This is a genomic window from Mycobacterium sp. PS03-16 (genome assembly GCF_004570325.1).
GTDB lineage: Bacteria > Actinomycetota > Actinomycetes > Mycobacteriales > Mycobacteriaceae > Mycobacterium.
This window is the reverse complement of the sequence record NZ_SPQO01000034.1, coordinates 26053-50066: the sequence shown is the minus strand read 5'-3', so window position 1 is coordinate 50066 and position 24014 is coordinate 26053. Positions and strand designations below refer to the sequence as shown.

The window sequence follows — 24014 nt, the reverse complement described above, 5'->3', positions numbered from 1 at the left end:
GGGCCAGCGATTGCCCTCGTCGTCGAGTAGTTCCACCCCGCCGGCGGTGCGTTCGACCCGCTCGACGGCGACCTGCGCCCAGTGCACCCCGGCATGGCGGCGCAGCGCCTCGAGCAGCACGCCGTAGCCGCCGTCGACGGCGCCGAACACCGACCCGGTCACCGGTGGGGGCAGCGCGTCGCGCACGGCGTCGGTGAGGCTGCGCGCCCCGCGGTCCAGGGCGGCGGCCAGCGGCGGGACCGCCGCGCGCAGCCCGATGGTGGCGGCCGAGCCCGCATAGACGCCGGCCAGCAGCGGATCGACCGAACGGGCCACCACCTGCTGACCGAAGCGGTCCCCGACCAGCTCGGCGACCGTGGGATCGGCACCCGGCCGCCACGACAGGGGGCGGGCGACCTCGTCGGCGATTCGGGCCAGGGTGGCGTCGTCGACCAGACCGGCCACCGACGACGCCTGCGCCGGGATGCCCTGCAGGGTGCCCTGCGGCATCGCGTGCAGGCGGCCGCCGCTGTAGATGAGCGGACGCACGCCGGTGGTGCCGATCTGACGGTCGGCCAGGCCGAGTTCGGCCAGCAGCGCCGGCACCTCGGGCCGCCGCGCCACGAACGCCTCGGCGCCGACGTCGAACCACTGCCCGCCGACCCGCTCGGTGCGCAGCACTCCCCCGAGCCGGTCCGCCGGGTCGAACAGCGTGATCGTGGCGGCGGGCCCGGCCGTCACCCGCAGCCGGTAGGCCGCGACCAGGCCCGAAATTCCGCCGCCGACAACGCAATACGACGGACTCACAACGAGTGCACCAGCTCGACGGTGGCGGTCACGAGCTCCGGATCGGTGGCGGGCAGCACCCCGTGGCCCAGGTTGAACACATGCCCGGCCGCGCCGGCGTCCACCGCGCGCCTGCCGTCTTCGACCACTGCGCGCACCGCACGCTCGACCACCGGCCAGCCGGCGAGCATGACCACGGGGTCGAGGTTGCCCTGCAGCGCGGTGCCCCGCGCCACCCGGCCCGCGGCGTCGGTCAGCGACGTCCGCCAGTCCACCCCGACGACGCCGGGCGTACCGGACGCGGCCACCGCCTCGGACATGGCGCCGAGCAGTTCGGCGGTCCCCACCCCGAAGTGCGTCATCGGCACCCCGGCCGGGGCCAGCGCCTCGAACACCCGGGTGCTGTGCGGCAGCACGTAGGCGCGGTAATCGGCCAGCGACAGCGTGCCCGCCCACGAGTCGAACACCTGCAGCGCATCGACGCCCGCCTCGACCTGGGTCTGCAGGAACGCCACGGTCACATCGGTCAGCACCGACATCAGCGCATGCCAGGTCTCCGGTTCGCCGAGCATCATCGCCTTGGTGCGCTCGTGGTGCTTGCTCGGCCCGCCCTCCACCAGATAGGACGCCAGCGTGAACGGCGCCCCGGCGAACCCGATCAGGGCGGTGTCGCCGAGGGCGCGGGTCAGCATCTGCACCGCGTCGGCGACCGGCTGCACGGTCTGGCGTTCCAGCGGGCGGATCGCGGCGACGTCGGCGGCGGTGCGCACCGGATGCTCGATCACCGGGCCGACGTCGGGCACGATGTCGACGCCGATCCCCGCGGCGCGCAGCGGAACGACGATGTCGGAGAACAGGATCGCCGCGTCGACGCCGTGCCTGCGCACCGGCTGCAGCGTGATCTCGGTGATCAGTTCGGCGTCGAAGCAGGCCTGCATCATGGTGTTGCGGGCCCGCAGCGCGCGGTACTCGGGCAGCGAGCGGCCGGCCTGCCGCATGAACCACACCGGCACCCGGGTGGGCTTGCGGCCGCGGGCGGCGGCGAGGTATGGCGAGTCGGGCAGTTCTCGACGCGTGTTCATCAGGATCAATGCTGCCACGGACCGCGCCGCCGCCACCGCGGTGCGTTCCAGCGAAGTTCCGCGCCGCCGGCTCGCACCTCGGATGATCACCATCTGCAGACGGTTCGGCGCGCCTGCGCACAAGGGTCGCCGGATGGTCTAGCGTCAGTCGGCGTGACCACCGCCGAACCGGCTCAATTCCGTGCTGCGGTGGCGGCGATGAATGCCACCACCACGCGGCCGGAGATCGAGCTCGGGCCGATCCGCCCGCCGCAGCGACTGGCGCCCTACAGCTACGCCCTGGGCGCCGAGATCCGGCATCCGGAGACGGCGATCGTGCCCGAGCGGTCCGAGGGCGACGCCTTCGGCCGGCTCATCCTGCTGCACGACCCCGAGGGCGCCGAGGCGTGGGACGGGACCATGCGCCTGGTGGCGTTCATCCAGGCCGATCTCGACTCCACCGAGGCCGTCGACCCGCTGCTGCCGGAGGTCGCGTGGAGCTGGCTGGTCGAGGCGCTCGAGGCCAAGGCCGAACACGTCACCGCGCTGGGCGGCACCGTCACCGCGACGACGTCGGTGCGCTACGGCGACATCTCCGGCCCGCCGCGGGCCCACCAACTCGAGCTGCGGGCGTCGTGGACGGCGACCGACCTGGAACTCGGCCCGCACGTGGAGGCGTTCTGCGAGGTGCTCGAGCACGCGGCGGGTCTGCCCCCGGCCGGCGTGACCGATCTGACGTCCCGCACCCGCGCGTGAGATGAGCGAGGCGCAGCACACGGACACCGACGACCCTTCCGACGACATCCCAGGCGACGATCCGCAGGACGCGCCCACCCCGCTGTTGGCGCCGGCCGACGGCGTGCCCCCGCTGGCGGTCAGCACCGACGAGATCCTCGCGGCCGCCGAACTGCTGGCCGCCGGGCACGGCCCGTTCGCGATCGACGCCGAACGGGCGTCGGGTTTCCGCTACTCCAACCGGGCGTACCTGGTGCAGATCCGCCGCGCCGGCGCGGGCACCGTCCTGATCGACCCGGTGAACCACGGTGAGGACCCGACCATGGTGATGGCACCGGTCGCCGATGTGCTCGACACCGACGAATGGGTGCTGCACGCCGCCGACCAGGACCTGCCGTGCCTGGCCGAGCTGGGGATGCGGCCACCGAGGCTGTACGACACCGAGCTGGGCGGCCGGCTCGCCGGCTTCCAGCGGGTCAACCTCGCCACGATGGTGTCCGAACTGCTCGGCCTGCAGTTGATGAAGGGACACGGCGCGGCCGACTGGTCCAAGCGTCCGCTGCCCGCGGAATGGCTGAACTACGCGGCACTCGACGTCGAGGTGCTGCTGGAGTTGCGCGACGCGGTGGCCGCGGTCCTCGACGACCAAGGCAAAACAGATTGGGCGGCACAGGAATTCGAACACCTGCGCACCTATGTCGCCCCGCCGACCCGGCGCGACCGGTGGCGACGCACGTCGGGCATCCACAAGGTACGCAACCCGCGCGCGCTGGCCGCGGTGCGTGAGCTGTGGACCACTCGCGACCACATCGCCCGCCGCCGCGACATCGCGCCCGGGCGCATCCTGCCCGACGCCGCGATCGTCAACGCCGCGACCGCCGACCCCGACAGCGTGGAGAAGCTGACCGCGCTGCCGGTGTTCGGCGGCGCCCGCCAGCGGCGCAGCGCGCAGGTGTGGCTCGATGCGCTGGACCGGGCGCGACGCACCACCGATCCGCCGGAGTCGGCCGAACCGCCCAACGGTCCCCCGCCGCCGTCGCGGTGGGCGCGCCGCAAACCCGAGGCGGCGGCCCGGTTGGAGGCGGCCCGCGCCGGGTTGAGCGCGTTGTCAGAGCGGGTGTCGGTGCCGGCCGAGAACCTCGTCACCCCGGACGTGGTGCGCCGGCTGTGCTGGGACTGGCAGCCGGTCGACGACACGGCCGCCGCGGTGGAGGCGTTCCTGTCCGAAGCCCAGGTGCGACCGTGGCAGCGGGACCTGGTGGTGCCGGTGCTCACGGCGGCGCTGCAGCCCGCCGCATCCGGCTGAGAATTACGTTTGGATAATTGACGAAGTGGGAACCGCCCTCTGGTGTCAGCTGCCACCGCGTCGGCGGTTCCCGAACAATCTTCGTCGGACGACTCCGCTTCGCCCCTGTTGTTGGGGCCCGCCTTACGCCACGTCTGCGACACCACCGCCGTCGTCTGGGTGCAAACCAGCCGCCCCGCCACGGTGACCGTACTCGGTTGCTCGGCAACAACTTTCGAGGTCAAAGGTCACCACTACGCATTGGTCACCGTCACCGGGCTCGAGCCCGACGCCACCCTCGAGTACCGGGTGCACATCGACGGTGAGCTGGTGTGGCCGCTGCCCGACAGCCCGTTCCCGCCGAGCGTCATCCGCACCCGGGGGCCCGAGAGTGCCGACCGGCTGTGCGCGGTGTTCGGATCGTGCCGCTACCCCAAGACCGGCGTGCCCGAGATCGACGACAAGCTCGGCGTCGACGCGCTGGACCGCTACGCCGACCGGATGGCCGAGCTGCCGGTCGATCAATGGCCCGATCTGCTGATCCTGCTCGGTGATCAGGTCTACGCCGACGAGCTCACCCCGGAGGCGCGCAAGAACCTGACCGGCCGGCGCCGCCACGCCCGCAGGCACGCCAAGCGGCCGCCGGACGAGGTCGTCACCTTCGACGAGTACGAGGGTCTCTACCGGCACTCGTGGTCCGACCCGGAGATCCGGTGGATCATGTCGACGGTCCCGACCGCGATGATCTTCGACGACCACGACATCCGCGACGACTGGAACACCTCGGCGCCGTGGCGGGCCGACATGAACACCAAGCCGTGGTGGCGCGACCGGATCCGCGCCGGGCTCGCCTCCTACTGGGTCTATCAGCACATGGGCAACCTGAGCCCCGACGAGCTGGCCGCCGACGAGGACTACCGCAGGATCCGCGCGGCCGACGGCGACGTGTGGCCGCTGCTCGTCGAGATGGCCGACCGCGCCGACGCCGAGGTGGACGCGAACAAGGGCGTGCGGTTCAGCTACCGGTGGGACATGGGCCGCAGCCGCTTCATCATGATGGATTCGCGCAACGGCCGGATCCTCGACTCCGGAGAGCGGATGATGATCGGCGAGAAGGAGTTCTCCTGGCTGGAGGCCCAGGCCGCCGACGGTCTCGAGGACGTCGACCACCTGGTGCTGGGCTCCTCGGTGCCGTGGCTGCTGCCGCCTGCGCTCGCCGACCTGCAGAGCGTCAACGAAATCTCCGCCGACAAGCCCGGCTGGCGGGGTCTGCCGGCCGAAAAGCTGCGTCAGGCAGCCGATCTCGAACACTGGCCGGCGTTCATGAAGTCGTTCCTGCGGCTGACCACGATGATCCGGCGGGCGGCCACGCACCCGTCCCACCCGGCGACGGTGACCGTGCTCTCCGGCGATGTGCACCACAGCTACGCCGCGCGCGCCGCGCTGACCGACGTGGGTGACGACGCCGCCACGGTGTACCAGCTGGTGTGCTCACCGGTGCACAACTATGTGCCCTCGTTCGTCAAACCCGCGTTCAAGCTCGGCTGGTCCCGCCGGCTGGCACCGATCATGCGGCGGTGGGCGCGCCGCCACGGGGCGCCCGACCTCACCGTGCAGTGGACGAATTCGGCCGGACCGGTGTTCGGCAACACGATCGCCACACTGCACCTGCGCGGCGCCGACGCCGAGGTGTCGTTCGAGCAGCCCACGGAGGACGGCGGCCTGACCGAGGTGGCCCGCGTTCCGCTGGCCGACCGGCGCGTCAGTCCAGCCGCTCGCTGACCTCGTCCTCCTCGGCGGGGGTGGCCCCCAGCGCGGCGACCCAGCCGGTGATCTGCCGGGAGATGTTGCGGTCGGTCAGGCCGACCTCGGCGAACACCTCACCGCGCGAGGCGTGGGCGAAGAACTCCTGCGGCAGCCCGACGTCGCGGCACGGCACGTCCACCTCGGCGCCGCGCAGCGCGGCCGACACGGACGAGCCGATGCCGCCGTGCACGCCGTTGTCCTCCATGGTCACCACCAGCTTGTGGGCGGCCGCGAGTTCGGTGAGCACGGCCGGGACCGGCAGCACCCACCGCGGGTCGACGACGGTGACGCCGATGCCCTGCTTGCGTAACCGGTCGGCGACGGTGAGCGCCATCGACGCGAACGGTCCTACCGCCACCAGCAGCACGTCCGATGACAGCCCGTCGGCCGGCTCGGCCAGCACGTCCACGCCGCGCTGCCGGCGCAGTGCCGGAATGTCTTCGCCGACATCGCCTTTCGGGAACCGGATCGCAGTGGGGCCGTCGCTGATGTCGAGCGCCTCGCCGAGTTCCTCGCGCAGCCGGGCGCCGTCACGGGGAGCGGCCACCCGCATGCCGGGCACGATGCCCAGCACCGACAGGTCCCACATGCCGTTGTGGCTGGCGCCGTCCGGACCCGTCACGCCCGAGCGGTCCAGCACCATGGTGACCGGCAGCTTGTGCAGCGCCACGTCCATCATCAGCTGATCGAACGCGCGGTTGAGGAAGGTCGAGTAAACCGCGACCACCGGATGCAGGCCGCCCATGGCCAGCCCGGCCGCCGATGTCATCGCGTGCTGTTCGGCGATGCCGACGTCGAAGAACCGGTCCGGGAAGCGGTCGCGGAACGCGGCCAGCCCCGTCGGACCCGGCATGGCGGCGGTGATCGCCACGACGTCGCGGCGCTTGGCGCCGAAGTCGATCAGCGCGTCGGAGAACGCCGACGTCCACCCCGGCCCGGCGACCTTGGTGGCCTGCCCGGTGGCGACGTCGATGACGCCGCAGGCGTGCATCTGCTCGGCTTCGTCGTTCTCGGCCGGCGCGTAGCCCATACCCTTGCGGGTCACCACGTGCACGATCACCGGGGCGTTGAACCCGCGGGCGTGGCGCAGCGCCGACTCGACGGCGTGCTCGTCGTGGCCGTCGATCGGGCCGACGTACTTGAGGCCGAGGTCGGTGAACATCACCTGCGGCGACAGGGCGTCCTTGATGCCGGCCTTGACACTGTGCATGCACTGGTAGCAGAACTCGCCGATGACCGGCAGCCCGCGCACGGCCTTGCGGCCCTCCTCGAGCAGGCGCTCGTAGCCGGGTTGCAGGCGCAGCGCCGCCAGGTGGTCGGCGAACCCGCCGATCGTGGGGGCGTAGCTGCGGCCGTTGTCGTTGACGACGATCACGACCGGGCGGCGGGCGGCGGCGATGTTGTTGAGCGCCTCCCAGCACATGCCGCCGGTCAGCGCGCCGTCGCCGACGACCGCGACCACGTGGCGGTTGCGGTGACCGGTCAGCTCGAACGCCTTGGCCAGCCCGTCGGCGTAGGACAGCGCGGCGCTGGCATGGCTGGACTCCACCCAGTCGTGCTCGCTCTCCGCGCGCGACGGATAGCCCGACAGACCGTCCTTCTTGCGCAGCGAATCGAACTCGTGGGCCCGGCCCGTCAGCATCTTGTGCACGTAGGCCTGGTGGCCGGTGTCGAAGATCAACGGGTCGTGCGGTGAGTCGAACACCCGGTGCAGGGCCAGGGTGAGTTCGACGACGCCGAGGTTCGGGCCGAGATGCCCACCGGTTGCAGCGACCTTGTGGATGAGGAACTGGCGGATCTCCCCGGCCAGTTCGCACAGCTGTGCCTGCGAAAGGTGCTGCAGATCAGCGGGACCGCGGATCTGTTCAAGCATTCCGACAGTCTACGCACGCCGGCGGGGGTCAGTCGTGTCGAGTCTGGTAGACGTCGGGCACGCCGTCGAGGTCGCGGTCGGCGGTCTCTTCTTCCCATATTGCCCGGTAGTGGCGGTTTCGCAGGCGCAGCAGCACCGCCGCGAGCAGGGCCGAGACCAGCGATCCCGTGAGCACACCCACCTTCACGAAATCGTCACGATCAGAGCCCAGACCGTAGGCCAGATCGCCGATCAGCAGCGAGACCGTGAAGCCGATCCCGGCCAGCATCGCCAGGCCCAGCACATCGATCCAGCGCACCGCGACGTCCAGGTTGGCGCGGGTGACGGCGGCCATCACCCGGGTGGTGAGGAAGATCCCGACGGGTTTGCCCACCACCAACCCGACCACGATGCCCAGCGTGATGGGGTCGGCCATGGCGCGGGTGAACCCGTCCACCCCGCCGATCGCGACGCCCGCGGCGAAGAACGCGAACACCGGCACCGCCACGCCCGCCGACAGTGGGCGCAGCCGGTGCTCTAAGTGTTCGGCCAGCCCGGGACCGGCCTCGGGACCCCCGGCCGCCTGGCTGCGCAGCACGGGGACGGTGAATCCGAGCAGCACCCCGGCCACCGTGGCGTGCACGCCGGATTCGTGCACCAACACCCACGTCGCCACCGCCAGCGGGATGAGCAGCCACCACGACCGGATCCGTCGCTGTACGCACAACGTGAACAGCGCCAGCGGCACGAGCGCACCCGCCAGCGCCACGATGTTGATGTCGTCGGTGTAGAACACCGCGATCACGGTCACCGCGAGCAGGTCGTCCACCACGGCCAGCGTCAGCAGGAACGTGCGCAGCGCGGTCGGCAGATGGGTGGAGATCACCGCGAGCACCGCCACCGCGAACGCGATGTCGGTGGCGGTCGGGATCGCCCAGCCCTTGACGGCGCCGTCGCCGACTCCCGCGGTGAACGCGACGAAGATCAGCGCGGGCACCACCATGCCGCCGACCGCGGCCGCGATCGGCAGCGCCGCGCGCGCCGGGTCGCGCAGGTCGCCCGCGACGAACTCGCGTTTGAGTTCCAGCCCCACCACGAAGAAGAAGATCGCCAGCAGACCGTCGGCGGCCCAGGTGCCCAGTGTCAGGTCGAGGTGCAGCCCGAACTCGTCGCTGCCGATGTGCAGATCGCGCAGCGAGAAGTAGGCCGCCGACCACGGCGAGTTCGCCCACACCAGCGCGACCGTGGCCGCCACCAGCAGCACGGCACCGCCGACGGTCTCCTTGCGCAGAATCTCGGCGACCCGTTTCGACTCGGCCCACGAGCCGCGCTCCAGCAGGGCGCCCCGGGTGATGCGACGAAACGGGTTGAGACTCACGACGGTCCTCGGCATTCGATAGGCGTCACCACAGGGTTCACACCCTGGCCGACCAGACTTCCCGGCACACCGTGTCGCAACCCTATCGGGCCGGACGGGCCAGCGCCTCCCGGGACCACAGCGCCGCCGCCGCGTGCCCCGAGAGCAGCTTGGCGTAAAAGACCGGCGCGAACCACGGCGCGGCGGCCGACGGGCCCAGCGCCCGGTCCAACGCGATGCCGCCGACGGTCGCCAGCACGCCCAGCGCCCGGCGGCCACGTCCGGCGCGGCGGATCACCACGGTGGCCGCCATCAGGTAGACGTAGTGCGCGCCCGCCCACACCGACGCCGGAACCCGTTGCGGCCCGGCGTTGTCCAGCCACGCCACCGCGACCGGGTGCAGATGCGCCGCGGCGAAGCGCAGGTGGTCGCCGTCGGTCTGCCCGGCCCGTCCGTACCAGCGGGCGCAGGCGCGGGTGTTGTTGACCCAGGCGCCACCCCACAGGTCGGCGGCCATGAGGGCCAGCGCCACCTTCCGACCGGGCGACAGCGGCCGGCCCGCCACCGCGGGGGCGGCGGCCACCCCCAGCGCACCCAGGCCGAGCGCGACCGCCGATCCGGCCGGTGTCGTCTCCGGGCCCACCAGGTCGAACCAGGCGCGGCTCAGCCGGCCGCTCATCGGGTCAGCACCGCGACGCACTCGACATGGTGGGTCAGGGGGAAGGAGTCGAACACGCGCAGCTCCTCGACGGTGTAACCGGCACGCAGGTACAGCCCCACGTCCCGGGCGAACGATGCGGCTTCACAGCCGATGTGCACGATCCGCGGGACTCCGGCCCCGCTGACCAGGTCGATGATGTCGCGGCCCGCGCCGGCCCGGGGCGGGTCGAGCACCGCCACATCGGCCCGATGGCGCTCGCGGGTCAACGCCCGGCGCACCGAATCGGTGACCACCGACACCTGCGGCAGGTCGGCCAGCGCGGCGCGCGCCGACCGGCCGGCTGCCCGGGAGGTGTCCACCGTGACCACCCGCCCGCGGTCACCGACCGGTCCGGCCAGCGCGGCGGCGAAGACGCCGGCACCGCCGTACAGATCCCACGCTGTCTGGCCGGTCCGCAGACCCGCCCACTGCGCCACCAGCTCGCTGTAGCGGCGCGCGGCGTCGCGGTGCGCCTGCCAGAACGCGGTCACCGGCACCCGCCACTCGCGGCCGCCGATCCGCTGGACCGCCTCGTACTGCCCCGACACCGCGGTGGTCGGCGAGGCGCCGCCGGAGCGGGGACCGGACTGCACGACGTGGCGCGCGCCGTCGTCGTCGAGCGCCACGTGCACGTGCGCGCCCGGCGGGAACCGCCACAGGTCGAGCCCGTCGAGCATCCCGTCGGGCAGCTGACCGCAGCGCAGGTCGGTGACCAGCTCCGCGCTGTGATACCGGTGGAAGCCCGCCCGGCCGGCCTGTTCGCCGTGCTCGGCGGTGTCCAGCCGCACCCGGGTGCGCCAACCGGTCGCCGCCCCGTCGCCGAGCGCGTCGGCGGTCGCCTCGTCCTCGGCGCACCAGTCGTAGCCGCCGAGGCGGCTGAGTTGATTGGCCACCACCGCACCCTTGAGCCGGCGCACCGCCTCGGGCGTGGCGAACGCGAGGTCACAGCAGCCCGCCCCGTCGACCCCGGCGATCGGGCACAGCGACGGGATGCGGTCGGGAGACGGCTCGAGGACCTCGACCACATCGGCGTGCCGGTAGGAGCCGCGGTCGGCCTGCACCCGCACCCGCACGGTCTCCCCCGGCAGCGCGTGCCGCACGAACACCACCCGGCCGTCGTGCCGGGCCACGCAGCTCCCGCCGTTGGCGGGCGCCCCGGTGGTCAGCACCAGGTCGTCGTCGGCGGCGGTCATTCCAGGAAGCCCCTGCGGGCGTCACCGGGCGCGGATTCCGGCTGCAGCGTCTTGAGCCGCTCGGACGAATTGAGCTGCCACGGCACCGAGGTGACCATGACGTTCGGCATGAACAGCAGCCGGCCCTTGAGCCGCAACGCACTCTGGTTGTGCAGCAACTGTTCCCACCAGTGGCCCACCACGTACTCCGGGATGAACACGGTGACCACGGTGCGGGGCGACTCCTTGGTCACCCGCTTGACGTAATCGAGGACGGGGCGGGTGATCTCGCGGTACGGCGAGGCGATCACCTTCAGCGGCACGGTGACGTCGCTGTCCTCCCACTGGTGCACCAGCGCGCGGGTCTCCGCGTCGTCCACGCTCACCGTGATCGCCTCGAGCATGTCCGGGCGGGTGGCGCGGGCATAGGCCAGCGCCCGCAGCGTCGGTAGGTGCAGCTTGGACACCAGCACGATGGCGTGGTTGCGGCTCGGCAGCACGATGTCGCCGGCCTCCCCGGCCTCCTGCTCCTCGAGTTCGCGGGCCACCGTGTCGTAGTGCTTGCGGATCAGCTTCATGATCACGAACAGCGCGGACATCGCCAGGATCGCGATCCACGCGCCTGCGACGAACTTGGTGGTGACGACGATCACCAGGACCGAACCCGTGCACAGCAGGCCGATGCTGTTGATCACCCGCGAGCGCGTCATCCGGCTGCGCACGGTCGGGTCGGTCTCGGTGCGCAGCAGCCGGGTCCAGTGCCGCACCATGCCGATCTGGCTGAGCGTGAACGAGACGAACACCCCGACGATGTAGAGCTGGATCAGCGCGGTCACCTGCGCCTGGAACGCCACCACGAACGCGATTGCGGCGAACGCGAGGAACAGGATGCCGTTGGAGAACGCCAACCGGTCACCGCGCGTGTGCAGCTGTCGCGGCAGGTAGCGGTCCTGAGCCAGAATCGAACCGAGCACCGGGAACCCGTTGAACGCGGTGTTGGCCGCCAGGATCAGGATGAGCGCGGTGACGCCGGCGATGAGCAGCAGCCCGATCGAGGAGCCGTGGAACACCGCATCGGCCAGCTGGGTGATCAGCGTCTTCTGCTCGTAGCCCTCGGGCGCCCCGATCAGCTGATCGCCCGGCCGCTCGGCGATCTTCGCGCCGGTCGCCTGGGCCAGCATGATGATGCCCATGAACAGCGACACCGCCACCACGCCCAGCAGCAGCAGCGTGGTGGCGGCGTTGCGCGACTTCGGTTTCCGGAACGCCGGCACCCCGTTGCTGATGGCCTCGACACCGGTCAGCGCGGCACAACCGGACGAGAACGCCCGCGCCACCAGGAACACCAGCGCGAACGCGACTACGTCGCCGTGTTCCGAGACCACCTGGAAGTCAGCTGATTCCGCGCGCAGTGGCACGTCGAGCACATAGATCTGGAACAGGCCCCAGCCCAGCATGATCGCCATCCCGGCCATGAAGGCGTAGGTGGGAATCGCGAACGCGGTGCCGGACTCCCGGATGCCGCGCAGGTTGATCGAGGCCAGGACCAGGATCGCGACGACGGCGAACCAGACCTTGTGCTGGCCGATGAACGGCACCGCCGACCCGATGTTGGACATCGCCGAGGACATCGAGACGGCCACGGTGAGCACGTAGTCGACCAGCAGCGCGCTGGCCACCGTCAGCCCGGCCGTGCCCCCCAGGTTGGTGGTCACCACCTCGTAGTCGCCGCCACCGGACGGATAGGCGTGCACGTTCTGCCGGTAGCTGGCGATGACGATGAGCATGACGCCGGCCACGGCGAGGCCGATCCACGGCGCCATGGTGATCGCGCTCATACCGGCGATCGACAGCACCAGGAAGATCTCTTCGGGGGCGTACGCCACCGACGACAGCGCGTCGGAGGCGAAGACCGGCAGCGCCACGCGCTTGGGCAGCAGCGTGTGTGAGAGCCGGTCGCTGCGGAACGGCCGTCCCAGGACGAGCCGCCGTGCCGCGGTGGAAAGCTTGGACACGAGGTCCAAGGGTATGCCCAGTCCGGTAGGGCTGTAGCGTTCCGTGTGCGGAGATTCGCTACTGGCTTGACGACGGCACAGCCGAAAGGAAACCGCAGGTGCGTGTAGTGGTGATGGGATGCGGCCGGGTCGGCGCGTCGCTGTCGGACAGCCTGTCGCGGATCGGGCACGATGTCGCCGTCATCGACCGTGACAGCACCGCGTTCTACCGGCTGTCCCCCGACTTCCCCGGCGAGCGGGTGCTCGGTATGGGCTTCGACCGCGATGTGCTGCTGCGGGCGGGCATCGAGGAGGCGGGCGCCTTCGCTGCAGTGTCCTCGGGCGACAACTCCAACATCATCTCCGCGCGGGTGGCCCGCGAGACGTTCGGCGTGGAGCGGGTGGTGGCCCGCATCTACGACGCCAAACGCGCCGCGGTCTACGAGCGCCTGGGCATCCCCACCGTGGCGACGGTGCCGTGGACCACCGACCGGCTGCTCAACGTGCTGACCCGCGAGACCGAGACCACCAAGTGGCGCGACCCGTCGGGCAACGTCGGGGTCGCCGAACTGCCGCTGCACGAGGACTGGGTCGGGCGGCCGGTGACCCAGCTCGAGGCGGCCACCGGCGGCCGGGTGGCGTTTTTGATCCGCTTCGGCAGCGGCCTGCTGCCCGAGACCAAGACGGTCATCCAGGCCGGCGACCAGGTGTACATCGCCGCGGTGGCCGGTCACATCGCCGAGGCCATGGCGATCAGCGCACTGCCGCCCGGTGAGGACGAGGGCGCATGACGGGACGGGAGCCGCGCCGGTGAAAGTAGCCATTGCCGGGGCCGGGGCCGTCGGCCGGTCGATCGCGCGGGAACTGCTCGACAGCAACCACGAAGTCACGCTGCTGGAGCGCAATCCCGGCCACGTCGACGTCGACGCGATCCCGGCCGCCCACTGGCGGCTGGGCGACGCCTGCGAATTGTCGGTGCTCGAATCGGTTCACCTGGAGGACTTCGACGTGGTCATCGCCGCCACCGGCGACGACAAGGTCAACGTGGTGGTCAGCCTGCTGGCCAAGACCGAGTTCGCGGTGCCGCGGGTGGTGGCACGGGTCAACGACCCGCGTAACGAGTGGCTGTTCGACGAGAGCTGGGGCGTCGACGTCGCGGTGTCCACGCCCCGGATGCTGGCCTCGCTGGTCGAGGAGGCCGTGGCGGTCGGAGACCTGGTGCGGCTCATGGAGTTTCGCAAGGGTCAGGCCAACCTGGTCGAGATCACGCTGCCCGACGACACCCCGTGGGGCGGCAAGCCGGTCAAGCGGTTGGAACTGCCCCGCGACGCCTCGCTGGTGACGATCCTGCGCGGCGCGCGGGTGATCGTGCCGGAGGGCGACGAACCGCTCGAGGGCGGCGACGAACTGCTGTTCGTGGCGTCCGCGGAGGTCGAGAACGAGCTGAGTGACCTGCTGCTGAAGCCGAAGATGCGCTGAGCCTCAGCGCCGCCGCGCGGGATGGCTCGGCGGCGGCGCGGCCCGGTCGTGACACTGCGCGGCGGCCTGCACGGGAGTCTGGTCGTAGGCCGCGACGGTGTTGCGGATCCCGATCGCCGACACCGCGCCGGCCACCACCAGCAGCCCGGCGACCACCAGGGCGCCGCGCCGGAAGCCTTCGAAATCCATTGCATTGTAACCGGTTCCGACGATCACACCGGTCAGCGCGATCGCGATCAGGCCGGCGATGCGCGATACCGCGTTGTTCACCGCCGACCCGATGCCGCTGGCGGCGGGCGGCACCGCGGCCAGCACCGCCGCGGTCAGCGGCGACACGGTGACGGTCAGGCCGAGGCCGAAGACCACCAGGCCGGGCAACAGCTGGGTCCAGAAGTCGAACGGGTCGCCCGCGGTCGCCATCCACGCGAACCCCGCCGCGCCGAGCAGCGGCCCGACCGCCATGAACAGCCGCGGGCCGTGGCGGCCGGCCAGCGTGCCGAAGCGGCGGGCCAGCAGGAAGGACAGCACCGGGATCGGCAGCGTGGCCAACCCGGCGGCGGTGGCGGACATCCCGACCGTCTCCTGCAGGAACAAGGCCACCAGCAGCGGGCCCAGCGACACCGCGGCGTAGAGGAACACCGTCGCCAAGTTGCCGACCGCGAAGTTGCGCGCGGCGAAGATGTGCAGCGGCATCATCGGATGCGCGCTGCGCCGTTCCCAGAACGGGAACGCCACCAGGCACGCCACCCCGGCGAGGAGGCCGCCGAACACGGCCGGGTGGGCCGGCCCGAGACGCTGCTGTTCGATCAACGCGAATACCGTTCCGGTCAGCCCGGCCGCGCCCAGCACGGCGCCGATGACGTCGATGCGGCCGCCGCGGCGCACCGGGTCAGCGGGCAGCGCGCGGGTCAGGTACAGCGTGACCGCCAGTGGGATGACGTTGACCGCGAAGATCGCGCGCCAGTGCACGGCGTCGACGAGCAGACCACCGAGCAGCGGCCCGACCACGAACGCGGTCCCGGTCCACGCGGTCCAGGTGCCGATGGCCTGGGCCTGACGGGCCCCGGTGAACCGCGCGTTGATCATCGCCAGCGAGCTCGGCACCAGGAACGCCGCGCCGACGCCCTGCAGGCAGCGCGCCGCGACCAGCACCCAGCCGTCGGTCGCGACCGCGCACAGCACCGAGGCGGTCCCGAAGGCCAGCAGCCCGACGCGCAGCACCGCGAGCCGGCCGAACTGATCCGACACCGCCCCCGCGACCAGGATGAGCGCGCCGAGGGTGAGCAGGTAGCCGTCGACCACCCACTGCTGCAGGGCCAGGCCGCCGCCGAAGTCGGCGCTGATCGCGGGCAGCGCGAGGTTCACCACCGAACCGTCGAGGAAGGCCACGAACGACGCGAGGACGGCGACCGCCACCAGCCGGCGGTCGGCGCGCTGCGGGTCGACGGGCGACGTGGTCACCGCCGGCGGACCGCGTCAGTCCGCGCGGGTGTCGGCGGTCGACTGCTGCGGCGCTGCGTCGTCGTCGCGGCGGTGCAGGGCGCGCTGGGCGGCGCGGATCGCGAAGTAGGTGACGACGGCGGCGACCGCGGTGAGCGGCCAGCCCATGGCGATCCGGGCGACGCCCAGCCAGCCGGTCTGGTCGGCGTCGTACAGGTGGTTCTGCACCACGAAGCGGGCGGCGAACACCGCCACCCACGTCGCGGTCGCGAGGTCGAAGGCCCGCACCGCGGCGGGGACGTCGCGCCACGCGGTGCCGTGCCCGTTGATCCAGCCCCAGATGTAGCCGACGGCCGGACGGCGGATCAGCACCGACAGGGCGAACACGCTGGCCCAGAACAGCGACATCCAGATGCCGAGGAGGAAATAGCCTTTGGACTCGCCGACCAGGTAGGCGATCAACGCGCTGATCCCGACGCCGATGAAGCCGGAGATGGCCGGCTGGGTGGACTCTTTGCGGAGCAGCCGCCACACGAGGATCAGCACGGCGACGCCGAGGGCCGCGCCGATCGCGGGCAGCAGTCCGGCCACCGAGGACACGGGGACGAACACGACCACCGGCAGCGACGAGTAGATCAGGCCGCTGACGCCGCCCATCTGGTCGAGGATCGCCTGGGCGCCACTGGGCTTGCGGTCGGGTTCGGCGGTGGGCTCACTCACTTCTGGATTTCGTAATGCGGGTTGTAGATCGCCTTGGTGCCGTTCTCCAGCTTGCCGACCCGGCCGTGCACCCGCAGAGTGCGCCCGGACTCGATGCCGGCGATGCGGCGCTGGCCCAGCCACACCAGCATGACCGAGTCGGTGCCGTCGAACAGTTCGGCGCGCACACCGCCGGCGCAGTTCTTCGAATTGGTCTCGACGCTGCGCAGGGTGCCCACCATGGTGACTTCCTGGCCGCGCCGGCAGTCGATCGCCCTCTGCGCGCCGGTGCTGGCGGCTTCGTCGCTGAGCTGCTCGACGTCCTGCTGTTCCGGGTCATCCGTCAGACGCCGGGTGAGCCGGCGCAGATACCCCTCGGCCGTGGCCATGGCCTCTCCTGACTCCTACAGGTCCACCGTGGACCTGCGCTTGATCCAACGCCACGGTAGACCTGTTGGTTCCCTTATGCCACGCGGGGTTCACCGTGCCGCACCGTCTTAATCGTCCCGGACCGAAACGGTTCGATCGACGTGCCGGGATGATCGAGTGATGACGGTGGATCTGCGTGATGTGACCACGGTGCTGCTGCCCGGTACGGGCTCCGACGACGACTTCGTCTACCGGGCGTTCGCACCGGCCCTGCACGCGGCCGGGGCCGCGGTCATCACCCCGCCGCCGCAGCCGCAGCGGCTGGTGGCGGGATACCGCGACGCGCTCGACGAGGCCGCGGCGTCGGGGCCGATCGCCGTCGGCGGTGTGTCGATCGGCGCGGCGGTGGCGGTCGGTTGGGCGCTGGCGCATCCGCGGCGGGTGGTGGCGGTGCTGGCGGCGCTGCCGGCGTGGACCGGCTCACCGGTGACGGCGCCCGCGGCGATGGCCGCCCGGCACTCCGCACAGCTGCTGCGCCGCGACGGGCTGGCCGCGGCGACCGCCCAGATGCGGTCGTCGAGCCCGCGTTGGCTGGCCGAGGAGCTGACCCGGTCGTGGGTGGGCCAGTGGCCTGCGCTGCCCGACGCGATGGACGAGGCCGCCCAATACACCGCGCCGACCTGCGCCGAACTCGAGGCGTTGAGCGCGCCCCTGGGCGTCGCCGCGGCCACCGACGACGCGGTGCACCCGGTGGAGGTCGCGATGGAGTGGGTGTCGGCCGCCCCGCGGGCGGCGCTGCGCACGTTCACTCTCGACGCCATGGGCGCCGACCCCGCGGTGCTGGGGGCGGCGTGCCTGGCGGCCCTGACCGAGGCCGGCGCCCGGCCCTAACCGCCGGTGATGGTGCGCAGCTGCTGCATCGCCGAACCCTGGGCGCTGCGGCGGGCCGCCGGCTGCGGCGCCTGTTGCTGCTGGGGCTGTTCCTGTTGCGGCTGTTGCTGCGGCGCGCCCTGCTGCTGGGCGGCCGCCGCGGCGCGCAGCTGGGCGGCCATCGGTTCGGGCAGCTGCACCGGCAGCGGGGTGCGCACCGGCATCGGCGTGTCCCCGCGCCGAACGACCGTGTCGAGCAGGGCGAGTCGCGCTTCGGCGGTGAGCGCATCCATCTTCTCGGCGACGCCGTTGACCACGCAGCGGATCATCCACCGGTAGCCGTCGACGCCGATGAACCGCACCATGCCCGACGCCGTGCCGACCACTTCGCGACCCCACGGGCCGTCCTGGATGCTCACCGAGGCGCCGTCCTTGCGCAGTGAGTCGGCCAGCTCGCCCGCCACTTCGCGCCACAGCCCGGCGGACTTGGGCGCCGCATAGGCCGCGACCGTGAAGCGGCCGTTGGGGGTGACCACCCAGACCGCGCTGGGCACCCCGGCCTCGTTCAGCTCGACCTGTACCTGCCCGGCCGTGGGCATCGGGATCAGCACCGACCCCAGGTCGAGCCGACCCTCGGCGGCCACCGCGGGATCGTCGAAGTCCTCGATGTCGAAGGGCCCGTCGAAGTCCTCGTCCTCGCTGCGCGCCGTGGCCGGCGCGGTATCCGGCCGGGCGGCCGGCTCGGTGGCCGGTTCGACGGCCGTGTCGTTGCTCTTACGTTTTCCGAATGCCATCACAAACTCGCATGTCCGCCGGAGGATCCGTGGCCGCCATCGCCACGGGTGGTGTCAGCCAGCCCGGCTTCGTCGAACGACGTCACCTCGACCAGCTCGGGAAGTTCCACCCGCTGCACCAGCAGCTGGGCGATGCGGTCCCCGCGGTGGATGACGATAGGCGTGCGCGGATCGAGGTTGACCAGTGAGACCTTGATCTCACCGCGGTACCCCGCATCGATCGTCCCAGGGCTGTTGACGATTGAAAGCCCCACGCGCGCAGCCAGTCCCGACCGCGGATGAACCAGGCCCACCATGCCGTGCGGGATCGCGACCGCGACCCCGGTCGGCACCAGCTCCCGCTGCCCAGGAGCCAGTTCGACGTCGCAGGCGCTGTAGAGGTCGACGCCGGCGTCACCGTCGTGGGCCCGGGAGGGCATCGGGAGTTCGCGGTCCAGACGCACGACCGCCACAGAGGTGGACACGACGCATGAGATTACTCTGAGGCGCGTGTCCGACACGCGCGCAACCACCCAAACGGTGCGCTACCGCGAACGGCTCTCGGTGCCGTGGTGGTGGTGGCTGCCCGGCCTCGGGCTGGCCGCCCTCATCGCCTACGAGGTCAACATGGGCATCGAGGGACTGCCGGACTGGGCGCCGTTCGCCGTGCTCCTGCCGGTGGCCGCGGTGACGCTGGTCTGGTTCGGCCGGGCGGAGGTCCGGGTGGTCGGCGATGCCGGCGCAGAACCCGAATTGTGGGTCGGCGCGGCGCATCTGCCCGTCGGCGTGGTGTCCCGCTCGGCGGAGGTGCCGAAGTCGGCGAAGTCGGCGGCGCTGGGCCGACAGCTCGACCCGGCCGCCTATGTGGTGCACAAGGCGTGGGTGGGCCCGATGGTCCTGTTGGTCCTCGACGATCCGGACGACCCGACGCCGTACTGGTTGATCAGCACCCGCCACCCCGACCGGGTGCTGTCCGCGCTGGGCCGCTGAGAGGGCGGCTCAGGCCGCGCAGTCCGAGCAGATCATCATGCCGTTCTTCTCGCTGGCGAGACGGCTGCGGTGGTGCACCAGAAAGCAGCTCGAGCAGGTGAACTCGTCGGCCTGTTTGGGCACGACGCGCACCGACAGCTCCTCCCCGGACAGGTCCGCGCCGGGCAGTTCGAAATTCTCGGCGGTGTCGGTCTCGTCGACGTCGACGGCCGACGACTGGGCCTCGTTGCGCCGGGCTTTCAGTTCCTCGAGCGAGTCTTCGGAGACGTCGTCGGTCTCGGTACGCCGTGGGGCGTCGTAGTCGGTGGCCATCCTCAGTCCCCTCCGTGTGCTTGTGCAGCGTGCTTTGTACCAGCGTCGAACGCATTCCCCAAACGATTCGTGCCCGTAATGGGGGACGTCTCGCTGTGATTTACATCACACTGTGCCCACGGCCGGTCGCCCGCCTCCGCCCACCATGGCTCTAGAGTGCATTCGTGGTCTCCAGCATCACCGAAGGCACCGCGTTCGACAGGCACGGTCGCCCCTTCCGCCGCAGGCGCTACCTGCCCGGCATCCTGACGATCGCCGCGCTGGCCGTGGTGTCGATGGTGGTGTGGGTGATCGCCCTCAACCAGCCGACGGAGGTCCGCGAGGCCGCCGTGTGCAATCCGCCGCCACCGGCGCCGGCCACCGAACCGCCACCGCCGGCGCTGGGCCAGCAGGTGCCGCGCACCGACATGGTCGACGTGGCACCGGCGAAGCTGGCCGATACGCGCATCCGGGTGCTCAACGCCAGCGGTCAGGGCGGGCAGGCCGGCGAGATCGCGGGGGAACTGCGCGATCTGGGCTTCACCCAACCCGAGGCCGCCAACGACCCGATCTACGCGACCGCCCGGCTGCAGTGCCAGGGTCAGATCCGGTTCGGGCCGTCGGGGCGCGCCGCGGCGGCCGCGGTGTGGCTCGTCGCCCCGTGCACCGAACTCTTCCAGGACCAGCGCCCCGACGACACCGTCGATCTGGCCCTGGGCACCGAGTTCGCCGAGCTGGCCACCAGCGACGACATCCAGGCAGTGCTGGCCAGCCTGCGTCCGGACGCGACCGCGCCCGCCGACGCGTCGCTGCTGGGCCGCATCCACACCGGCACCTGCTGACCGCGGGTCAGCGCACGCCGACCCGCCGCAGCGCGTCGTCGAATTCCGCGGCGACGCCCGGCGCGGCCGCCGCCACCAGCCCGGCCCCACCCACCGGTCCCGCCGGCGGCGGCAACGTCACCGTGGCGCCGGCCTCGGCGGCGATCAGGGCCCCGGCGGCCCAGTCCCAGACGTTGACGCCGTCCTCGTAGTAGACGTCGAGCCGGCCGGCCGCCACCATGCACAGGTCCAGCGCACACGAGCCGATCCGCCGCACGTCGCGCACCTGAGGCAACAGCTCGACCAGCAGCTCGGCCTGCCGACGGCGGCGATCGGGCGCGTAGGCGAACCCGGTGCCCAGCAGCGCCATCGGCAGCCGGTCGACCGCGCTGCACCGCAGCGGTGTCGCGGCGCCGTCGCGGAGCACCTGCGCACCGCCGCCCCGGGCGGCCGAGTACACGTCTCCGCCGGCCACGTCGGCCACCGCACCGGCCACCGACTCACCGTCACGCTGCACCGCGACCGACACCGCGTACGCCTCGATGCCGTAGACGAAGTTGACCGTGCCGTCGATCGGATCGAGCACCCAGGTCAGCTCGCCGGCCCGCAACTCGGCCGCACCGCCCTCCTCCTCGCCGAGCACCTGCTCACCCGGCCGCAGCTCGGCCAGCCGTTCGCGCAGCAGCCGCTCGGTCTCGGTGTCGACCACGGTGACCGGATCGGTGGGCGTGCTCTTGGCCGCCACCGCCCCGAGGCCGCCGTCGGCGGATCCGGCGCCGAACACCTCGCGCCGCCGCGCCCGCACGAACGCCGCCGCCTCGGCGGCCAGCCGATGTGCGGTGGCCCGCAACTCCTCGAATTCCCCGTCGTTGTCGCTCACCTGTCGTATCGCATCATGTCGGTGCGGAATTGTCTTCGGCCGGTTGCCCGACCGACACGCACGCCAATTGGCGAGCGATTAATGTGTGGGGCGCGTACCGCCCGGGCCGCGACTGTGAGGAGCGCCGATGACCGCCACTGATTCGCCCGTCGCCGATCCGGGCACCAACGGCGCGCCGGTGCGCCGCAGCTTCGGCATCGACGTCGGCGGCAGCGGCGTCAAGGGCGGCATCGTCGACCTGGACACCGGCCAACTGATCGGCGAACGGTTCAAGCTGCCCACACCGCAACCCGCCACACCGGACGCGGTCGCCACCACGATCGCCGCGGTGGTCCGCGAGTTCGGCTGGACCGACAAGCTCGGTGTCACCTACCCCGGGGTGGTGACCCAGGGCCTCGTGCACACCGCGGCCAACGTCGACAAATCCTGGATCGGGGTCAACGCGCGGGACGTGTTCAGCGCCGCGCTCGACGGCCAGCCGGTGACGGTGCTCAACGACGCCGACGCGGCCGGCCTGGCCGAGGAGCGCTTCGGCGCAGGCAAGGACAACACCGGGGTGATCGTGTTGCTGACCTTCGGCACCGGCATCGGCTCGGCGGTGATCCACAACGGCATCCTGCTGCCCAACACCGAGTTCGGCCACATCGAGGTCGGCGGCAAGGAGGCCGAGCACCGCGCGGCGTCGTCGGTCAAGGAGCGCAAGGACTGGAGCTACGAGCGCTGGACGGTCGAGGTGAGCAAGGTGCTCGTCGCGATCGAGAACGCGATCTGGCCCGACCTGTTCATCGCCGGCGGCGGGATCAGCCGCAAGGCCGACAAGTGGATCCCGCTGCTGACCAACCGCACGCCCGTGGTCGCCGCGGCGCTGCAGAACAGTGCGGGCATCGTCGGCGCCGCCATGGCGGCCTCGACGGACGTCACCGCTACCAACAGGTAACCGCGCCAGCGCGGCTCGCCGGACCGCCCATTTTGCCGCTCGGCGCGGTATCCCCCCGCTCTGTCGTTACAATGGTCGTCGGCGGCCGCCAACCGAATAGCGGCAGGTATCCGATGTGAGATCACGCCAACATTCGACATAGCCGACGTATTCGGTGGTGCCTGCTCCCCCGCGTGTGCGAGGGACCACGGGCGCCCACCGGATTATGCAAGACCGAAAGGGTGTACGTGGCAGCGACAAAGGCAAGCCCGGCAACCGACGAGCCGGTGAAGCACACCGCTACCAAGACTCCCGCGAAGAAGACCGCGGCGAAGACGGCCAACGGCGCCGCACCCGCGAAGCGCGCCGCCAAGGCAACCGCGGCCAAACCACGCGGAGCCGCCAAGGCGGCCAAGCCCGGCGTCAAGAAGGACGCCGGCACGCGGGGCCGCGCGAAGAAGACGACCGCCCCCGAGGCGGGTGCCGCCGACGCCCTCGTCGACGACGACCTGGACTCCACCGACACCCTCGACGCGGAGCCCGGCGAGGATCTGGAGACCCTCGACACCGAGGACGCGGATCTCGACCTCGACGACCTCGACACCGACGAGGCGTCCGACGACGCCACCGACGAGGACGAGGACGGTGACGACGCCGAGGAGGGCGACGCCACCGCCGCCGCCAAACCGGGTGCCGCGGCCCCCGCGGCACCGGCGGCCGACGAGGACGAGATCGCCGAACCGTCCGAGAAGGACAAGGCCTCGGGCGACTTCGTCTGGGACGAGGAGGAGTCCGAGGCGCTGCGGCAGGCCCGCAAGGACGCCGAGCTCACCGCCTCGGCCGACTCGGTGCGCGCCTACCTCAAGCAGATCGGCAAGGTCGCGCTGCTCAACGCCGAGGAGGAGGTCGAGCTCGCCAAGCGCATCGAGGCCGGCCTGTTCGCCACGCAGAAGCTGGCCGAACTCGCCGAGAAGGGCGAGAAGCTGCCGGTGCAGCAGCGCCGCGACATGCAGTGGATCTGCCGCGACGGCGACCGCGCCAAGAACCATCTGCTCGAGGCGAACCTGCGCCTGGTGGTGTCGCTGGCCAAGCGCTACACCGGCCGCGGCATGGCGTTCCTGGACCTGATCCAGGAGGGCAACCTCGGTCTGATCCGCGCGGTCGAGAAGTTCGACTACACCAAGGGCTACAAGTTCTCCACCTACGCGACCTGGTGGATCCGTCAGGCCATCACACGGGCGATGGCCGACCAGGCCCGCACCATCCGTATCCCGGTGCACATGGTCGAGGTCATCAACAAGCTGGGCCGTATCCAGCGCGAGCTGCTGCAGGACCTGGGCCGCGAGCCCACGCCCGAGGAGCTCGCCAAGGAGATGGACATCACGCCCGAGAAGGTGCTGGAGATCCAGCAGTACGCGCGTGAGCCGATCTCGCTGGACCAGACCATCGGCGACGAGGGTGACAGCCAGCTCGGTGACTTCATCGAGGACAGCGAGGCCGTCGTGGCGGTCGACGCGGTGAGCTTCACGCTCCTGCAGGACCAGCTTCAGTCGGTGCTCGAGACGCTGTCGGAGCGTGAGGCCGGCGTCGTGCGGCTGCGCTTCGGCCTCACCGACGGCCAGCCCCGCACGCTCGACGAGATCGGTCAGGTCTACGGCGTCACCCGTGAGCGGATCCGTCAGATCGAGTCCAAGACGATGAGCAAGCTGCGCCACCCCAGCCGCTCGCAGGTCCTGCGGGACTATCTCGACTAGCCGAC

24 protein-coding genes are annotated in these 24014 nt (G+C 71.4%); 10 read left to right on the top strand and 14 right to left on the bottom strand.

Translation table 11 applies throughout. The annotated features are described in order from the left end of the window. Window positions 1-786: FAD-dependent oxidoreductase (locus E4P42_RS22150; protein WP_167759575.1), on the bottom strand; the 786-nt coding region annotated here is incomplete at its 3' end. Further along, on the bottom strand, window positions 783-1847 hold the full coding sequence (gene hemE, locus E4P42_RS22145; protein WP_135128260.1) for a uroporphyrinogen decarboxylase: 1065 nt from the start codon (window positions 1845-1847) through the stop codon (window positions 783-785). The genes hemE and E4P42_RS22150, both read right to left, overlap by 4 nt. Before the next feature lie 153 nt (window positions 1848-2000). On the opposite strand from hemE, the gene E4P42_RS22140 reads away from it, so the two are divergent. From E4P42_RS22140 to E4P42_RS22130, 3 genes are all read left to right on the top strand, one after another. Then, complete coding sequence (locus E4P42_RS22140) at window positions 2001-2582, top strand: DUF3000 domain-containing protein (RefSeq protein WP_135128259.1); 582 nt, start codon at window positions 2001-2003, stop codon at window positions 2580-2582. Window position 2583: 1 nt separating this feature from the next. Next, window positions 2584-3867, top strand: coding sequence for a ribonuclease D (locus tag E4P42_RS22135; protein ID WP_245234169.1), 1284 nt, complete (start codon window positions 2584-2586; stop codon window positions 3865-3867). Window positions 3868-3972: 105 nt separating this feature from the next. Then, a complete protein-coding gene (locus E4P42_RS22130) occupies window positions 3973-5628 on the top strand; it encodes an alkaline phosphatase D family protein (protein ID WP_209305848.1) in 1656 nt (551 codons plus the stop codon). Here the strand turns inward: E4P42_RS22130 and dxs are convergent. From dxs to E4P42_RS22105, 5 genes are all read right to left on the bottom strand, one after another. Next, the gene (dxs, locus tag E4P42_RS22125) at window positions 5609-7525 is read right to left on the bottom strand and encodes a 1-deoxy-D-xylulose-5-phosphate synthase (RefSeq protein ID WP_135128257.1); all 1917 of its coding nucleotides are present in this window, start codon (window positions 7523-7525) and stop codon (window positions 5609-5611) included. The two genes, E4P42_RS22130 and dxs, sit on opposite strands and share 20 nt — an antisense overlap. A 28-nt stretch (window positions 7526-7553) precedes the next feature. Then, complete coding sequence (gene nhaA / locus E4P42_RS22120) at window positions 7554-8897, bottom strand: Na+/H+ antiporter NhaA (RefSeq protein WP_135128256.1); 1344 nt, start codon at window positions 8895-8897, stop codon at window positions 7554-7556. A 67-nt stretch (window positions 8898-8964) separates the two neighbouring features. Next, window positions 8965-9540 carry a hypothetical protein gene (locus E4P42_RS22115; RefSeq protein ID WP_135128255.1) on the bottom strand — a complete coding sequence of 192 codons (576 nt, stop codon included), beginning with the start codon at window positions 9538-9540 and terminating at the stop codon, window positions 8965-8967. Then, the gene (locus tag E4P42_RS22110) at window positions 9537-10754 is read right to left on the bottom strand and encodes a class I SAM-dependent RNA methyltransferase (RefSeq protein ID WP_135128254.1); all 1218 of its coding nucleotides are present in this window, start codon (window positions 10752-10754) and stop codon (window positions 9537-9539) included. Before E4P42_RS22110 ends, E4P42_RS22115 begins: the two co-directional genes overlap by 4 nt. After that, window positions 10751-12748 carry an APC family permease gene (locus E4P42_RS22105; RefSeq protein ID WP_135128253.1) on the bottom strand — a complete coding sequence of 666 codons (1998 nt, stop codon included), beginning with the start codon at window positions 12746-12748 and terminating at the stop codon, window positions 10751-10753. Before E4P42_RS22105 ends, E4P42_RS22110 begins: the two co-directional genes overlap by 4 nt. A gap of 98 nt (window positions 12749-12846) precedes the next feature. On the opposite strand from E4P42_RS22105, the gene E4P42_RS22100 reads away from it, so the two are divergent. Both E4P42_RS22100 and E4P42_RS22095 read left to right on the top strand, forming a co-directional pair. Further along, entirely contained in the window at window positions 12847-13518 is a 672-nt protein-coding gene (locus E4P42_RS22100; protein ID WP_167759574.1) for a TrkA family potassium uptake protein, read from the top strand. Window positions 13519-13537: 19 nt separating this feature from the next. Beyond that, window positions 13538-14206, top strand: a complete 669-nt coding sequence (locus tag E4P42_RS22095) for a TrkA family potassium uptake protein (protein WP_135128252.1) — start codon at window positions 13538-13540, stop codon at window positions 14204-14206. Window positions 14207-14209: 3 nt separating this feature from the next. On the opposite strand, the gene E4P42_RS22090 is transcribed toward E4P42_RS22095, so the two are convergent. From E4P42_RS22090 to E4P42_RS22080, 3 genes are read right to left on the bottom strand one after another with little or no spacing between them, the layout of a single operon-like run. Further along, window positions 14210-15667 carry an MFS transporter gene (locus tag E4P42_RS22090; RefSeq protein WP_245234167.1) on the bottom strand — a complete coding sequence of 486 codons (1458 nt, stop codon included), beginning with the start codon at window positions 15665-15667 and terminating at the stop codon, window positions 14210-14212. A 15-nt stretch (window positions 15668-15682) separates the two neighbouring features. After that, window positions 15683-16303, bottom strand: a complete 621-nt coding sequence (locus E4P42_RS22085; RefSeq protein ID WP_135128261.1) for a DUF3159 domain-containing protein — start codon at window positions 16301-16303, stop codon at window positions 15683-15685. Between the two features lie 59 nt (window positions 16304-16362). After that, window positions 16363-16734, bottom strand: coding sequence for an OB-fold nucleic acid binding domain-containing protein (locus E4P42_RS22080; RefSeq protein WP_135128251.1), 372 nt, complete (start codon window positions 16732-16734; stop codon window positions 16363-16365). 160 nt (window positions 16735-16894) lie between these two features. On the opposite strand from E4P42_RS22080, the gene E4P42_RS22075 reads away from it, so the two are divergent. Continuing rightward, entirely contained in the window at window positions 16895-17605 is a 711-nt protein-coding gene (locus tag E4P42_RS22075; protein WP_135128250.1) for a serine aminopeptidase domain-containing protein, read from the top strand. Here the strand turns inward: E4P42_RS22075 and E4P42_RS22070 are convergent. Together E4P42_RS22070 and dut are read right to left on the bottom strand one after the other, a co-directional pair. Beyond that, the gene (locus E4P42_RS22070; RefSeq protein WP_135128249.1) at window positions 17602-18378 is read right to left on the bottom strand and encodes a DUF3710 domain-containing protein; all 777 of its coding nucleotides are present in this window, start codon (window positions 18376-18378) and stop codon (window positions 17602-17604) included. The genes E4P42_RS22075 and E4P42_RS22070 overlap by 4 nt on opposite strands. Beyond that, the gene (dut, locus tag E4P42_RS22065; protein ID WP_135128248.1) at window positions 18378-18842 is read right to left on the bottom strand and encodes a dUTP diphosphatase; all 465 of its coding nucleotides are present in this window, start codon (window positions 18840-18842) and stop codon (window positions 18378-18380) included. The genes E4P42_RS22070 and dut overlap by 1 nt, the downstream gene beginning before the upstream one ends. A gap of 25 nt (window positions 18843-18867) precedes the next feature. Here dut and E4P42_RS22060 point away from each other — a divergent pair, with 25 nt between their 5' ends. Continuing rightward, window positions 18868-19347 (top strand): DUF3093 domain-containing protein, encoded by a 480-nt coding sequence (locus E4P42_RS22060; RefSeq protein ID WP_135128247.1) that lies wholly within the window; start codon window positions 18868-18870, stop codon window positions 19345-19347. 9 nt (window positions 19348-19356) lie between these two features. On the opposite strand, the gene E4P42_RS22055 is transcribed toward E4P42_RS22060, so the two are convergent. Next, the gene (locus E4P42_RS22055; RefSeq protein WP_135128246.1) at window positions 19357-19659 is read right to left on the bottom strand and encodes a DUF4193 domain-containing protein; all 303 of its coding nucleotides are present in this window, start codon (window positions 19657-19659) and stop codon (window positions 19357-19359) included. Between the two features lie 164 nt (window positions 19660-19823). Between E4P42_RS22055 and cei the strand changes: the two genes are divergently transcribed. Continuing rightward, entirely contained in the window at window positions 19824-20480 is a 657-nt protein-coding gene (cei, locus tag E4P42_RS22050; protein WP_135128245.1) for an envelope integrity protein Cei, read from the top strand. Window positions 20481-20487: 7 nt separating this feature from the next. Here cei and E4P42_RS22045 read toward each other — a convergent pair whose 3' ends face one another. Continuing rightward, window positions 20488-21339 carry an inositol monophosphatase family protein gene (locus E4P42_RS22045; RefSeq protein ID WP_135128244.1) on the bottom strand — a complete coding sequence of 284 codons (852 nt, stop codon included), beginning with the start codon at window positions 21337-21339 and terminating at the stop codon, window positions 20488-20490. A 127-nt stretch (window positions 21340-21466) separates the two neighbouring features. Here E4P42_RS22045 and ppgK point away from each other — a divergent pair, with 127 nt between their 5' ends. After that, window positions 21467-22276 (top strand): polyphosphate--glucose phosphotransferase, encoded by an 810-nt coding sequence (gene ppgK, locus E4P42_RS22040; RefSeq protein WP_135128243.1) that lies wholly within the window; start codon window positions 21467-21469, stop codon window positions 22274-22276. Between the two features lie 227 nt (window positions 22277-22503). Then, entirely contained in the window at window positions 22504-24009 is a 1506-nt protein-coding gene (locus E4P42_RS22035) for an RNA polymerase sigma factor (protein ID WP_135128242.1), read from the top strand. Window positions 24010-24014: the final 5 nt, after the last annotated feature.